Source organism: Kocuria sp. MNB10, from assembly GCF_054073685.1.
The window spans coordinates 2156751-2171020 of the sequence record NZ_CM133411.1 but is presented as its reverse complement, the minus strand read 5'-3'; the positions used below and the strand labels follow the sequence as shown (position 1 = coordinate 2171020).

Here is a 14270-nt window from a genome sequence, read left to right as displayed (position 1 = left end):
GTGTGGAAATGCGGTGACGTGCGGTGCGGAGCGGCGGGCCGCCCGAGCCGGGCCGCGCCGGTCGCGAGCGCCGTCGTCCCCGCCCCGAGCGGAACAGGTAGAGAATGACCGAGGCGAGCACGCGACGTCGGGCCCGCGGCTCAGAGCAGGGTGTCCTCCCCGAGCCGGCGCAGGATCTGCCGGCGCCAGCGCTGTGGGAACTCCGGGGCGCGGGTCAGCGCACGGTAGGCGTCCGGGTCCGCCATGCCGGCGTTCATGATGCGCACGACATCGCTCACGGACACCGCGCCCGACGGCCGGCTCGTGAACTCGAACGTGTCCCCCGCGGCCACGTGACCTTCGCGCAGGACCCGCAGGTAGAACCCCGTGCGGCCGGTGTCCTCCATGTCCCGGGGCAGCTGGGCGTCCTGCCACCTGCGGGACACCGTGGCGCACGGCGTGCGGGGCTGGGTCACCTGGACCACCGCGGTGCCCACCCGGTACACGTCCCCCAGGTGGACCTGATCCTCCGTGGCGCCGCGCAACGTGAGGTTCTCGGAGAACGCACCGGGGCCCAGATCGCGGCCCTCGCGGCGCCACGCGTCGTAGTTCTCATGGGGATAGCAGCACACGGCCTTCTCGGGACCGCCGTGCACCGGGATGTCCCCTTGCTCGTCGCCGATGAATCCCGTGGCGCTCAGGAACACCCGGTCCGTGCGGGCCTCCTTGTCCGCGGCGGTGTCGAAGGCCTTGCCGCCCCAGCGCTGCCGCCGCACCGCGCCGGTGTGCAGTGCCACCACCGCGGCATCCGTGACCGTCAGTTGTGGATTCTCCATGGGTCCTCCTGATCCCGGGGATTGCTCACCGGATGGGGTATGGGCGCCGCTCGCGCGGTCCGGCCGGTCCGCATGCCTGTCAGTTGCTTCACGACCCGCGGCGTCTCGCGCTGCCGCGTGCTGTTTCGTGCGCCGCGCGTGGCTCGTTGCTCCTTGCTCGCTGCGATTCATGCGTGCGCCGGGACACAGTCCGGACAGTACACCCGGGCCCCGGAGGCCGTGCAGTCCTCGCAGCACAGGAACAGCTGCCGGCACGTGGGTTCCGCGCAGTTCACGAACGTGGGTGTCGCCGTGCCGCATTCCTCGCAGCGGCCCAGCGAGCGCGCATCAGGGGAGAATTCCATGTGCCTACGCTTGTCGAAGACGTAGAGGGAGCCGTCCCACAGTCCGTGGTCCCCGTACTGCTCGCCGTAGCGCACGATCCCGCCGTCCAGCTGGTACACGTCCCGGAATCCCCGGTTCTTCAGCAGCACGCTCAACACCTCGCAGCGCACTCCCCCGGTGCAGTAGGTCACCACGTGCTTGTCCTTGAGGTGGTCGTACTTCCCGGAGTCGAGTTCGCGGATGAAGTCCCGCGTGGTGCCCGTGTCGGGGACGACGGCGTCCCGGAACCTCCCAATCCGCGCCTCCAGCTCGTTGCGACCATCGAAGAACACCACGTTTTCCCCGCCCCGGTCCACGAGCTGGTGCAGCTCGCGGGGTGTCAGGTGGGTGCCACCCCCCTGGACCCCGTGCTCCGTGACCGTGATGACGTCCGGGGCGTGGAAGGACACGAGCTCGGGGCGCACCTTGACGCTCAACCGGGGGAAGTCGTCCCCGCGGCCGTCCGACCACTTGACGTCCGCATCCTTGAACGGGACGTACTCCCGCAGCCCGCGGACGTACCGTTTCACGTCCTGGATGTCCCCTCCCACCGTGGCGTTGATCCCCTGAGCGGAGACGATGATCCGCCCCGTCACATTGCTGCTCCGCGCCAGGTTCAGCTGCCACAACCGCACCGCCTCCGGATCCGGCAGGGGTGTGAAGACGTAGAACAGCACGATCTTGGGGAGGGACATGACTCCAGCGTAGATCCCCGCTCCGACCGAACATCTATGCCCCGAAAAAGCCGTTCCCGGCCGATCCCGCGGTCGTTCCGGGGCATGTGTGTTGTGCAGTGGGATTGCCGCGGGGGTGTAACGCGGGGGATGTGGGGCGGGGTGCGGGTGCGCGTGGCCCTCGCTGGATTGGATACAGCCGTGGGGAGGGCCGCACCTGTCACCGACCCGGCGGTGTGGGGCTCACAGGTCCCGTGCTTCGCGCGGTGGACGCCTGACTTGATGAGCTGTCAATGACCCATCGGCGCCGAACCTCCGGCACATCGTTCTAGGGGGCGCCATCCAGACCCTGACCGGCACGTACAACCCGGGGCTCTACGCCGCCCCGGTCGTCCTGGCGCTCATCGTGATCTTCTCCCTGCTGGCGGGTCGCAACGCGCCCACGTCATGAACCAACAAGGCGCCCGCGAAGGACGTCTCCCCCGCCGACTGACCATTCCCCGCGTACCGGGACGCAGCGGCGTTGTCCGCCGTTCGCGTGAGCCCCGGGTCCGGACCTGTCGGCGCGGTCCGCGCCGGTGTCACACCCGACGACGACGCCGCACCCCTCCCCGCTCGCGACGCACGCGTCTGCCCGTGCCGGGTCTGCGGCGCAACCGTGCCAGCGCACCGGGGCCGAGGTTCGCGGGGCCGGGCAGGCGCCACCCGAAACGGCGCGCTGCGACGCTGACCACGGCGCTGAGGACGATGGCCCCGGCCATACCGGCGGTCTCGTGACCCAGGCCCGCGAGCAGTGCCATGAGGCCGCTCGAGAGCAGGGCGCTCGTGGCGTAGAGGGTGTTCCCGCCGAAGATGGCGGGCAACCGGCCCACGGCGATGTCCCGGATCATCCCCCCGCCCACGGCGGTGACGACCCCCAGCAGGATGGCCGGTGGCCATGCGAGCCCGGCACCCAGGGCCTTGACGGTGCCCGTGGCGGCCCAGCACCCCACCGAGAGACAGTCGGCCACGAACAGGGCGCGCATCGTCCAGCGGTGACCGAAGACCATGAGGTAGGCGATCACCGCGCCGGCGAGCGCGGAGGTGAGGTAGGCGGGGTTGGTCAGCGCCACCGGGAAGCCCTGTTGCAGCAGCGTGTCCCGCAGCATGCCGCCGCCCAGTCCGGAGACGATGGCGAGCACCGTGAATCCCACGAGGTCCATGCGCAATTGGCGGGCCACGACGCCGCCCAGGATCCCGTTGGTCAGCACGCCCAGCAGATCCACGGCGCTGAAGACGGATGCCGCCTCGATGCTCACTGCGTGTTCTCCCGTCGACCCGTTGCGTGAACGGGGACCAGCATAGGGGCCGATCGGCGCACCGGGCGGCAACCGGCACGTCGATCGGTTCCGCGGGTGGGAACCCCGGCTGCCCGTGGTGCACCCCCGTGGGGGTATCGGTGCACGTCAGAGCGGATCCGAAGATTCACCCGGGAGCAATCCACGGGTCACCCACGGCGCCGATCATGAGGTCATGACTCTTCAGAACGGCCCCTTGAACCGTCGTCAGCTCATGAGCGGGGCCGCCCTGGCCGCCGCCGTGACCGCCGTCCCCTCCGCCGCGCTCGCCCATGACAAGCCCTCCCGCGGGCCGGGGCTCGTGGTCGAGCGCCTCACCCTCCCGAGCGGGGTGGCCAGTGGCGACGTCACCTCCGACTCCGCCGTGCTGTGGGCACGATCCTCCGGCGCGGGGCGCTTGCACGCCGTCCTGCGGGCCACCGCGGCGGACGGCACCGTCCTGCGCGGGCGCCGCGCCACCAAGCTGCACCTCGTGAGCGGGTGGGCCCACCCCGGGACCGACCACACGGCCAAGATCCTGGCCCGGAAGCTTCCCGCCGGAACCCGCTTCGACGTGACGTACCGTTTCGAGGACGACTCCGGACGCATGGGTGAGCGACTCACGGGGTCGTTCACGACCGCCCCGGAGCGTACGAACCGCCGCGGTCAGTGCGCTCCCCAGTCCTTCGTATGGACCGCTGACACCGCCGGTCAGGGCTACGGCATCAACCCGGAGATCGGAGGCATGCGCGGTTATGCGGCAATGCATGCCACGCGGCCCGATTTCTTCCTGCACTCCGGGGACACGATTTACGCGGACAACCCCCTGGAGCCCACGCGCCAGGTACCGGGTGAACCGCTGTGGCGCAATGAGGTCACGGAGGAGGTCGCCGAGACACTTGCCGAGTTCCGGGGCCGCCACCGCTACAACATGATGGACACCAACCTGCGGGCCATGTACGCGGAGGTCCCCGTGATCGCGCAGTGGGACGACCACGAGACCACCAACAACTGGTGGCCCGGTGAGGTCCTGGACGACCCGCGGTACACGCAGGTCCGGGACGTGGACACCCTGGCCGCCCGCGGTCGGCAGGCGTGGCAGGAGTACATGCCCATCGCCGACTCCCGCGCATTGCGCCGCGGCACCGGTTTCGGGCCCGCGCGCATCCACCGCAAGATCGCCCGGGGCCCTCATCTGGACGTCTTCGCCCTGGACATGCGCACGTTCAAGAGCGAGAACACCAATGGGCTGGAGTCGCACGAGACGGAGATCCTGGGCGAGGAACAGACCCGGTGGTTGATCCACGAGCTGTGCCGGTCCCGGGCCACGTGGAAGGTCATCGGCAACGACCTCCCCCTGGGTCTGGTGGTCCCGGACGGGAAGGGACAGGAATCCATCTCCAACGCGAACCACGGTGCACCACTGGGCCGTGAGCTGCAGCTGGCCCGCGTGCTCAAGGCGATCAAGGACCACCGGATCAAGAACGTGGTGTTCCTCACCGGGGACGTGCACTACTGCGCGGCCCACCACTACTCTCCGGAGCGGGCGGCGTTCAAGGACTTCACGCCGTTCTGGGAGTTCGTGGCCGGGCCCATCAACGCCGGTTCCTTCGGCCCCAACGAACTGGACCGCACGTTCGGCCCCCGCGTGGACTTCCAACAGGCCGGTCCGCCCATGGGCTCCCCGCGCTCGGGCGAGCACCAGTACTTCGGACACGTGAACGTCGCGGGGGACGGCAGCGCGTTCACGGTGCGCCTCATCAACGCCAACGGCACCACGGTCTACACCCGCACGCTCACCCCGCAGCGGTGACCGCGCGGCGCCAGCGGACACCCCGCTGGCGTGGTGTTCCGTGGTCCACGGATGCGCCAGGATAGGAGCATGAACGACACCCTGCCCGGTTACACCGTCCTGGACGGCCCGCCCACGATCCCGGACTACCTGACGCTCCGCCGTGAGGCGGGGATGAGCCGCAAGACCGAGGAACAGGCCGCGGCCGGGATCGGCGGCGCGTGGGCGGCGATCCACGCGATCCACGACGAGTCCGGTGACACCGTGGGCATGGGCCGGGTGATCGGGGACGGCGGGTGGTACTTCCACGTCATCGACATGGCGGTGTTGCCGTCGCATCAGGGCAGGGGCATCGGCTCCGCGGTCCTGCGCGCGCTGCTGGATCGCATCCACCGCGACGCACCGCCGGGCGCGTACGTGTCCCTCATGGCGGATGAGCCCGGGCGTCCGCTGTACGAGCGGCGCGGGTTCGCGGACCCCGCGCCGCGGACCATCGGGATGAGCCTGTCCATGGATCGCGGCGCGCATGACTGAGCGTCCCCCCGCTCCGGTAAATCCGGGGTCCGCCCCACAGGACGACGACGCCGCCGTCCCGGGTCACGCCGTTTCAGGTCGCTCCACCCCGCCCCCGTCCGACGCACCCACCGCACCCCGGTGGGACGCACCGTGCGGGCGGATCATCGGATGGCGGGACGGGCCGGTGGACCGGGCCACCGGGATCCGGTACGCGAGCGCGGGGCGTTTCGAGCGACCGCGGCCCGTCGCGGCGTCGTCGGCGGAGCTCCACGCGACCGAGCCGGCGCCCGCGTGCCCGCAACCGCCCATGCCGTTCCTGGACGACGTCGTGGGCAGCAACATCGGAGAGCTGCCCCAGGACGAGGACTGCTTGCGCGTCTCCGTGACCGTGCCTGCGAACACGCCGCCGGACGCCGGGCTGCCCGTGATGGTGTGGATCCACGGCGGGTCGTACGCATCCGGCGCGGGGGACGCGCCGTTCTACGACCCGCGCGTGATTGTGAGCGAACAGCGCGTGATCGTGGTGAACGTGACGTACCGGCTGGGGCTGCTCGGTTTCCTGGGCGACGGCGCGGACATCCCCGCCAACCTGGGGTTGCTGGACATGATCACTGCCCTGCGCTGGACGCGCGAGAACATCGCCGCGTTCGGCGGCGACCCCGCCAACGTCACGGCGTTCGGTCAGTCCGCGGGTGGGGACGCGGTCGCGCACCTCATGATCGCCGACGGCGCTCGGGGCCTGTTCCGCCGTGCCGTCATCCAGAGCGCGCCGTTCGGCCTATTGGCCGGGCGCGCCACGATGAGCGAGCTCATGGCGACGACCGCGAGCGCACTCGCCCGGGACGCGTCGCTGGACGACATCCGCACGATGCAACAGCGCGTGGCCAAGGCCGCCACGCGGTTCGGACTCAAGGGCCAGATGCCGTTCGGACTGCAGTACGGCCACGACCCGCTGCCGCCGGAATCCGAACTGGACCGGCACTGGTGCGAGGCCGCCCCACACGTGGAGGTCCTCGTGGGCAACACGACCCGCGAAGCCGCGCTGTTCACCGCGCGCATCCCCCCGCTACTCCGGCGGATGAACCACCCCCGCAAGTCCCGCGGTGTGGAGCGGATCCTGATCAGCCCGTTCACCCAGCGGCTCTACGGCCGGGGCGCCCGCCGGTTCGCGCAACGCCATGTCCGCTCGGGTGGCACGGGCGCACGCTACGAGTTCTCGTGGGGTGTGGGGCGCAGCCCGATCGCCGCGGCGCACATCTCCGAGCTGCCCCTGCTCTTCCCTGGCCCGGCATGGGAGCGCACCCCCATGGTCGAGGGACACACGTGGGCGGACGTTCTCGCCGACGGCGCTCGCTTGCGTCGCGCGTGGGCGGACTTCGCGCGGGGCGAGCCCGTCACGAGTGATTCCCGCGCCGGGCTGCGGATGTTCCCGCCGGATACGGGTCGTGCCCTCTGAACAGGGTGGCTCGGGAACACGGGTCACTCGACGGCGTCGGGCGTGAACAGGTCCTCGATCCGACATTCGAACACGGCGGCGAGCCGGAACGCCAACGGGAGGCTGGGGTCGAACCGGCCGCGCTCGATCGAGATCACGGTCTGGCGGGAGACGCCCAGCAAGTGTGCGAGGTGGGCCTGCGACCACGACCGGTCTCCCCTTCGCTCCGCGATCCGGTTGTCCACTAGGCCCCTCGCCTGTTGAGTACCGCGTAGCGGATGGCGGCATCAGCCATGACGAACACGAGCAACAGCACCAGGAGGGTCGATCCTGCGATCTCGAATTGCGTGAGGGCCAGGACGACGCAGCCCAGCCCGGCCACCACCAGGAAGTCGTGGAAGGCGCCCGAGGCCGCCTTCTCGTACCACTGGCCCTCCACGTTGTCCTCCGCGTGGGGATCGGATTTCACCGTGTATCGGGAGACGAACACGAACCAGGACAGGGCGAACATGGGCCCGGCGGTGCACACCGCGAAGATGACGAACGCCATGAGCCGGTTCTCGTCGAAGAACCATGCGGCCACGCCACCCAGCGCCGCCGCGGCGAGCGCACCGGTGATGAGCATGGTGACATAGGCGGACGGGGGCGCCTTCATCCGGCGCTCTGTTCGAGTGGTCATGACTGCGATCCCTTCACCCGGTCGGAGCGGGGATACCGTTCCGAATGTCGATGGCTACAGTCAAGTGTGCTTGACACCCGATGTCAAGGGTGTTTGACATCCCGAGGTTCAACGCTTCGAGGGGTGTCCTCCGGGTCGACGGCGATGCCCGCGGCGCAGGCGATGTCACCGTAGATCCGCGCGAGGTCGTCCAGGGAGCTGTGGGCGTTGAGACCGCTGGGGTTGGGTGCCACGAACAGTTCGGTGCCCGGCCACGGTGAATCCTGCCGACCCGTGACGGCCTTGGGGCGGTCGAAGGCCGCGCGGTACGCGGTGATGCCGAGCACCGCAACCACGGCGGGATGCTCCGCGCGGACCAGTCGGTCCAGCCGCTGTGCCCCCTCGTGGAACTCCTCCGCGGTGAGCTCATCCGCCCGCGCAGTGGCCCGGGGACACACGTTGCTGATCCCGATCCCCCGGTCGGTCAGTTGCGCCAGCTCCTCCGGGACGTAGCCGTCGGCGGCGTTGATAAGGGTCGGGGTGATCCCCGCGCGGTGCAGCGCCGGGTAGAAACGGTTACCCGGCCGGGCGAAGTGCGCACCGGTCGCGGCGGTCCACAGCCCCGGGTTGATACCCACGAACAACAGCCGCAACGGCTGGGGCAGCAGATCCGGGACAGTGCGATCCCGGTAGGAGTCGAGTTCGGCGCGTGAGAATCCCATGGTGGATCATGCTAGGCCGCAGCACCGACGGCCCGGATGGATGCCGGAACACAGCTGGCGCACTCGGAGCAGAACGTCCCTCCGTCGAGTCGGGTAGCGGGGCTTGACCACGCCTCCAGCGAAGCCGACAGCGCGGCGGGAACATGCTCCTTCGACGACGCGGAGCGGGCAGCGCTGCGGGAACCCACCCCTCCGACGACGCAGCCCGGAACGGCGGGAGCGGGCCGGGTCGGAACCAGCGCGCGTCATGTCCCCGGCGGCGTCGGCCCCGTGGATGGCAGACGCCCCGTGCGCACGGCCGCCGCACCGGCGAGGATCACAAGGCCCATCCCGATGATCTCCGCAGGGCCCAGCATCTGCCCCAGGATCACCCAGCCCACCAGAGCGGCGACGGCCGGTGCCAGGCTCACCAGGATCGAGAACGTCTCGGCGGCCAACCGACGCAGTGCCGCGAGTTCGAGGGCGTAGGGCAGCGCCGAGGACAGCAGCGCCACCGCGAGCCCCACGAGCAACACGCGCGGCTCGAGCAGCGCCGCTCCACCGCTCGCGATCCCGAAGGGCGCCGCGAGCACCGCGCCCATCACCATGGCCCATGCGAGCCCCTGGGTCCCCGGGAAACTGCGCCCCGCCTGCCGGGACATCAGGATGTACACGGCCCACATCGCGGCCGCAGCCATGGCGAAGAACACACCCGCGAGGTCGGGGACCCCTGAGCCCGGGCCCACACCGCTCAGCAGCACGACGCCCGCGAGCGCCAGGGCGGCCCATAGCACCCCGCTCCACTTCCGGGACAGCACCACGGACAGCGCGAGCGGTCCGAGCAGTTCGATGGTCACCGCGATCCCGAGCGGCAATCGCGCGATCGCCTGGTAGATCAACAGGTTCATCCCACCGAGGGCCACCCCGAACGCCAGCACGACCCCGATCGTGTGCCGCGTGAGCCCCGCCGGGGAGGGTCGCACGACGGCGCACAGCACCACCGCGGCAATGACCAGTCGCAGGAACACGGCACCCGTGGCGCCCACGTGGTCGAACAGGCTCACGGCGATCGCCGCGCCCGTCTGCGTGACGAACGCCGCGGCGACCACGAGCAGCACGCCCTGCGCGGACGAACCACCGCGCTCCCGGGCCGTCGGTGAGGTCGAGGGATTCACGGCGTCCACGCTACGCGGTGCCCCGCGGTACCGGGTCAGCTCGCGACGACGCCGCTGCGCTCGCGTCCCGCGCGGGTGTTGAGTGCCCGGGTGCCCCGATAGCGACCCCGGACCAGGGCGATGATCCAGTGCGTCCGTGTCCAGGGCTCCGCCGGCGGTGTTCGCCACGGAGGTCCCGGTCACCCCGACGCCCACGAGTGTCCCGACGATGCAGAACACCCCGCTTAAGGTCACGAAGACACAGCGGCCGAGGTCGGAGCGCATCCGGGGTGCTCTTTTGGTCGTGGAGTTTCAACCCTACGGATCGCGCGGGATCAGCGGTCGGTGAGCAGGAACGTGCGCAGCGCGGAGATGACCTCGTCCGGGCGGTCCGCGTGCACCCAGTGGCTCGCACCGCGCACCGTGGTCCGCACCGTGCGCGGGAACAGCGCGCGCATCGCGGGGACGTCGCTGTCCTGGACGTAGTCGGAACGCTCCCCCGCGATCCACAGCACGGGCCCCATGAAGGTGCGCCCTGCGACGTCGTCCGCGGGCCAGTCCCCGATGGCGCCGAGCTCGGCATGGAGCAGGCCCAGGTTGGGCTGCCACCCGAAACCGCCGTCCCGGTGGCGCAGGTTCTGGAGGAGGAAACCGCGCACGTGGTCCTCGGGGATCTCGGGGCGCAGCGCGGCGTCCGCCTGGGAGCGGTGGCTGACGTCGCTCAGGTCCAGGCGCTGCAGGGCGCCCAGCAGGTGCTCGAAGTCGCCCCGCCCGGCACCGGACTCCTGCGCACCCACCGGGGAGATGTCCACGACCACGAGCCGGCGCACGAGTTCCGGGTGACGCAGGGCCAGGATCATGGCGACCTTGCCGCCCATCGAGTGGCCCACGACGTCCACGGGACCGTCCGCGGCGAAGGACTCACGCAGCTCGGCGGCCACGGTATCCGCCATGGCTGCGTAGCCGAAGCTCTCGGTCCAGGCGGACTCACCGTGGTTGGGCAGGTCCACGAGCAAGCTGCGGAACTCGGGTCGCAATCCCTTGGCGATGTTCGTGAAGTTCTTGCCGCGGCCGAAGAGCCCGTGCAGGAACACGACGCGTTGCTCGCCGTCTCCCACGAGCGTGGTCTTCACGAGGGGTTTCTGGTCCTGGGGCACGGGCCCAATCTACTGTGCGCGCCCACCGCGCCCCAAAGCGGACACCGCCCCGCACGCGGCGTGGATGCCGGGTACGGGGCGGTGGATCCGGGACGTCCCGGATGAGGACGGATCAGTTCTGCGAGCCCTTGAGCCGTTCGATGTGCTGGGACGCCTCCGCCTTGGTGAGATCCGCGGGCAGTTCCTCCCCGGCCTGCTTGGCGAGGGTGTCCAGGTAGGACTTCTGGGACGCGGTCATGGGCTCATCGCCGCTGACCCAGGTCGAGGGGTCCTTCTCGAGGGACGAGTCCTGAGTGTCACCGGTCGCACCGATGGTCTCGCCCTGGGGCGCGCCATTGGTCTCTCCCTGCGGAACGCCGTTGGCGGCCTGGTCGGGCAGGGCACCGTCCGGGGTGCCGTTCTCGAGCGGGGGCTGTTCGCCCTGGGGGTCCTGTGCGGGGGTTTCGGTCATGACTGCTCCTTCGCTGGGTCTCGCGCCGGATCACCGGATGTCGTGGTGTCGACGCTAGCCCCCGCTCCGCCTCCCCGCGAGCATGTTTCGCTCACGGCGCGCAAGGTCCCACCGCTCGTACCGATCCGCAGCGGGTGGTCACCGCACGATGCTGCGGGTGCTCCCGTCCTCGCGCCGCGTCCAGCCCTTGGCGTCCAGGTGCTCGAGCAGCGGCACGGCCACTCGGCGCGTGGTGCGCCACGCCTGCCGCGCCTGGCTCGTGGTGAAGGGCTGCGGGAGGTGGGCGAGCTCGCGCATCGCAAGCGCGGGCGCGGTGGGCAACAGGACGACATCGCCGGGTAACCGCAGCACCCGACCGAGCCGCTGCGCCGCCGCCAGTTCTCGCGGGCCGAGGCGCAACTCCTGCAGTTCGTACGCCTCCGGTGCCGCGAACGGATCCGCACGCAAGCGCTTCTCGAGCGCGGTGATCGCGGCCTCCGCGGCACCGAGTCCGCCGCCGCGACCGGGGACCGTGATGTATCCGTCCTGCTCCGTGAGCTGCGCCCGGGCCACGAGCATGTCCAGGAGCCGTCCGCCGGGTTCGCCGAGCGCTGTGCGGGCCGCGCCTCGGGGCAGTCCCGGGGCCAGGGGGTCGCGCTCGTGCGCGGCCTCGACCGCCGCTCGCAACTGCGTGGCCCACTCCGTGAGCCGGGGCACGTGGATCCACCATCCGTCCGCCACGACGACGTCGCCGGAGGGCGTCTCGTCCGCCGCGAACCCCAGCAGCCGCAACCGCTCGGTGCTCACCGCCCCGTACTTGACGGTTTCCGCCACGGGGTCGCCGTGGTCGGCGATGCCCGCGAGCCGAGCGGTCTCCCGGGCGGCCGCACCGCGCCGGTCCAAGGTGGGCGGGTCGACGTCGAGCACACGTGCACCCCCGACCGCGACCTGCGCCCCGGGACTGCGCAGCACGAGCCGGTCCCCCGGCACGAGGGTCATCTCGTGGTCCAGCTGCAATCGGGCGTGATCGGCATCGAGCGGTCGCAACCGAGCGCCCACGCCGGCCGTTCCCGCGTGCACCACGATCTCGGCGGGCAGTTCGTCGAACGGAGCACCCCGCTCACGGCGGACCTCGATGACGCCCGCGCTCGGCCACGCGTCCGGGGTCACGAGCACGTCCCCACGGTGGATCGCGTCCTTGCTCGTGCCCCGCAGGTTCACGGCCACGCGGTGGGTGGGTCCGATCCGCGCCACGGAATCATTCTGACTCTGGATCGAGCGCACGGTGACCTCTTGCTTTCCCGCTCGACCGCGCAGGGTCAACCGGTCACCCGTGTGCAGGGTCCCGGCGGTCAGGGTCCCGGTGATCACGGTCCCGGCACCGGAAATCGTGAAGGCCCGGTCGATCCACAACCGGATCCTGGCGTCCGGGTCCGGGCCGGGCACGCGGGAGAGCACCGCGTCCAGCGTGTCCCGGAACTCGTCGAGTCCGGTTCCCTCCCGCGCCGAGACGGCCACGGTGGGAGCGTCCGCGAGACCCGTGTGGGCGAGCTCCGCGCGCGCCCGCGCCACGACGTCGGCCACCCGCTCCGGAGCCCGATCCGCCTTAGTCACCACGATCATCCCGTACTCGATCCCGAGAGCAGCGACCGCATCCCGGTGGTCGCGGGACTGGGCCTGCCAGCCCTCGTCCGCGGCCACCACGAAGCACACCACCGGAGCCGGGCCCACACCGGCAAGCATGTTGCCCAGGAACCGCTCGTGCCCGGGGACGTCCACGAACGCCACATGCCTCCCCGAGGGCAGCTCGGTCCACGCGAACCCGAGGTCGATCGTGAGCCCGCGTCGCTTCTCCTCGTCCCACCGGTCCGGTTCGATCCCCGTGAGTGCTCGGACCAGGGTGGACTTGCCGTGGTCCACGTGACCGGCCGTGGCCACGACATACATCAGCCCACCTCCGCGAGCGCCGCGCGCACGGCGGCGAGCAGGTCGGTGTCCCGCTCCTCGGGGACGCAGCGGGGGTCCACGAGGCACGCGCCGTCGTGCACGCGCGGCAGCACGGCTGGCGTGCCGAGACGCAACGGGCGCGCGGCGGCCTCCGGGAGCCGCACGGCCCAGCCGGGCAGCGGGACACCGGGAGCACCACCCCCACCCACGCGACCATCGTGCTCCACGACGTCGGCCCCCACCGCGGCGGCCAGGGCCTCCGCGCGCTCACGCACGCGCTGCGGGTCCGCGTGCAGGGCGCTCGCGACGGGGGTGGGACCGCCCCGCAGGGTGGCCTCGAGGGCGGCGAGGGTCAGTTTGTCCGCGCGCACGGCCCGGGCCAGCGGGAAGCGCGCAAGGCGGCGGATCGTCTCGGTGCGCCCGAGCAACAGACCCGCCTGGGGCCCGCCGAGCAGCTTGTCCCCGCTCGCGATCACGGCGTCCGCGCCGGCCTCGAGCGCTTCCGACAGACTCGGCTCGTGGGGCAGCGCGGAATCCGGCGTGAGCAGGCCGCTACCCACGTCCACCACGAGCGCCACCCCGTGCTCGTCCGCGAGCGCCCGCAGCTCCCCGAGCGGCACCGAGGACGTGAAGCCGTCCACCCGGAAGTTGCTGGGGTGGACCTTGAGGATGCACCCGGTCTCCAGACCCATGGCGTCCCGGTAGTCGGCGTGGTGCGTGCGGTTGGTGGTCCCCACCTCGCGCAGCCGCGCACCCGTGGATTCCATGAGGTCGGACAAGCGAAACCCGGCACCGATCTCCACGAATTCGCCCCGGCTGATCACGACCTCGCGTCCCGCGGCCAGCGCGGTCGTGGCGAGGACCAACGCCGCGGCACCGTTGTTGACGATCAGCGCATCCTCGGCGGCGGGGCACGCGTCGAGCAGTGCCTGCCGCGCGGCGACACCCCGGCCGGAGCGCTGCCCGGTGGTCAGGTCCAGTTCCACGTCCACGTAGCCGGAGGCGTCCTGCAGGGCCTGGCGGGCGGCATCGGAGAGCGGAGCGCGGCCCAGGTTGGTGTGCACCACCACGCCCGTGGCGTTGAGCACCGGGGTCAATGAAGACGCGCCGCGCGCCGAGAGCTCGCTGACGACGGCGCTCGCGACGTCCTCGGGCGCGATCTCCCCCGCGCGTGCCCGGGCCTGCGCGGCCGTGATCGCGGCCCGCACCGCCGCGGCCCCCAGCCCGGCTCCCGCGGACCCGATGCGAGGATCCGCGAGCAACCGGTCGGTGCGGGGGATGCGGCTGCGGGGATCCGCTGCACTCACGGCAA

At 71.2% G+C, this 14270-nt stretch carries 14 protein-coding genes; 3 read left to right on the top strand and 11 right to left on the bottom strand.

Features of this window, described 5'->3' with window-relative positions; all coding sequences use genetic code 11:
• Positions 1-140 precede the first annotated feature (140 nt).
• The 3 genes from ACW9PK_RS09880 to ACW9PK_RS09870 form a co-directional block, all read right to left on the bottom strand.
• Positions 141-815 (bottom strand): MOSC domain-containing protein, encoded by a 675-nt coding sequence (locus tag ACW9PK_RS09880; RefSeq protein ID WP_064846041.1) that lies wholly within the window; start codon positions 813-815, stop codon positions 141-143.
• A 167-nt stretch (positions 816-982) separates the two neighbouring features.
• A complete protein-coding gene (gene trhO, locus ACW9PK_RS09875) occupies positions 983-1873 on the bottom strand; it encodes an oxygen-dependent tRNA uridine(34) hydroxylase TrhO (RefSeq protein ID WP_457015731.1) in 891 nt (296 codons plus the stop codon).
• Between the two features lie 560 nt (positions 1874-2433).
• Entirely contained in the window at positions 2434-3150 is a 717-nt protein-coding gene (locus ACW9PK_RS09870) for a trimeric intracellular cation channel family protein (RefSeq protein WP_457015730.1), read from the bottom strand.
• Positions 3151-3364: 214 nt separating this feature from the next.
• On the opposite strand from ACW9PK_RS09870, the gene ACW9PK_RS09865 reads away from it, so the two are divergent.
• The 3 genes from ACW9PK_RS09865 (at position 3365) to ACW9PK_RS09855 (ending at position 6932) form a co-directional block, all read left to right on the top strand.
• The gene (locus ACW9PK_RS09865; protein ID WP_457015729.1) at positions 3365-4981 is read left to right on the top strand and encodes an alkaline phosphatase D family protein; all 1617 of its coding nucleotides are present in this window, start codon (positions 3365-3367) and stop codon (positions 4979-4981) included.
• Between the two features lie 69 nt (positions 4982-5050).
• On the top strand, positions 5051-5494 hold the full coding sequence (locus ACW9PK_RS09860; protein WP_457015728.1) for a GNAT family N-acetyltransferase: 444 nt from the start codon (positions 5051-5053) through the stop codon (positions 5492-5494).
• Positions 5487-6932 carry a carboxylesterase family protein gene (locus ACW9PK_RS09855; protein ID WP_457015726.1) on the top strand — a complete coding sequence of 482 codons (1446 nt, stop codon included), beginning with the start codon at positions 5487-5489 and terminating at the stop codon, positions 6930-6932. The genes ACW9PK_RS09860 and ACW9PK_RS09855 overlap by 8 nt, the downstream gene beginning before the upstream one ends.
• 23 nt (positions 6933-6955) lie before the next feature.
• Here ACW9PK_RS09855 and ACW9PK_RS09850 read toward each other — a convergent pair whose 3' ends face one another.
• The 8 genes from ACW9PK_RS09850 to selA all read right to left on the bottom strand — a co-directional run bounded on the left by ACW9PK_RS09850 (position 6956) and on the right by selA (position 14265).
• Entirely contained in the window at positions 6956-7156 is a 201-nt protein-coding gene (locus ACW9PK_RS09850; RefSeq protein ID WP_312918369.1) for a helix-turn-helix transcriptional regulator, read from the bottom strand.
• A complete protein-coding gene (locus ACW9PK_RS09845; protein WP_457015724.1) occupies positions 7156-7590 on the bottom strand; it encodes a hypothetical protein in 435 nt (144 codons plus the stop codon). Before ACW9PK_RS09845 ends, ACW9PK_RS09850 begins: the two co-directional genes overlap by 1 nt.
• Before the next feature lie 83 nt (positions 7591-7673).
• On the bottom strand, positions 7674-8291 hold the full coding sequence (locus tag ACW9PK_RS09840; RefSeq protein WP_085107121.1) for a mismatch-specific DNA-glycosylase: 618 nt from the start codon (positions 8289-8291) through the stop codon (positions 7674-7676).
• Between the two features lie 245 nt (positions 8292-8536).
• On the bottom strand, positions 8537-9445 hold the full coding sequence (locus tag ACW9PK_RS09835) for an EamA family transporter (protein ID WP_457015723.1): 909 nt from the start codon (positions 9443-9445) through the stop codon (positions 8537-8539).
• Between the two features lie 314 nt (positions 9446-9759).
• Positions 9760-10581 carry an alpha/beta fold hydrolase gene (locus ACW9PK_RS09830; protein WP_457015722.1) on the bottom strand — a complete coding sequence of 274 codons (822 nt, stop codon included), beginning with the start codon at positions 10579-10581 and terminating at the stop codon, positions 9760-9762.
• Between the two features lie 112 nt (positions 10582-10693).
• Positions 10694-10894 (bottom strand): DUF3072 domain-containing protein, encoded by a 201-nt coding sequence (locus ACW9PK_RS09825; RefSeq protein ID WP_260981557.1) that lies wholly within the window; start codon positions 10892-10894, stop codon positions 10694-10696.
• Between the two features lie 276 nt (positions 10895-11170).
• Positions 11171-12958: a selenocysteine-specific translation elongation factor gene (gene selB / locus ACW9PK_RS09820; protein WP_457015721.1), complete on the bottom strand. Its 1788-nt coding sequence runs from the start codon at positions 12956-12958 to the stop codon at positions 11171-11173.
• Positions 12958-14265, bottom strand: a complete 1308-nt coding sequence (selA, locus tag ACW9PK_RS09815; protein WP_457015720.1) for an L-seryl-tRNA(Sec) selenium transferase — start codon at positions 14263-14265, stop codon at positions 12958-12960. Before selA ends, selB begins: the two co-directional genes overlap by 1 nt.
• Positions 14266-14270: the final 5 nt, after the last annotated feature.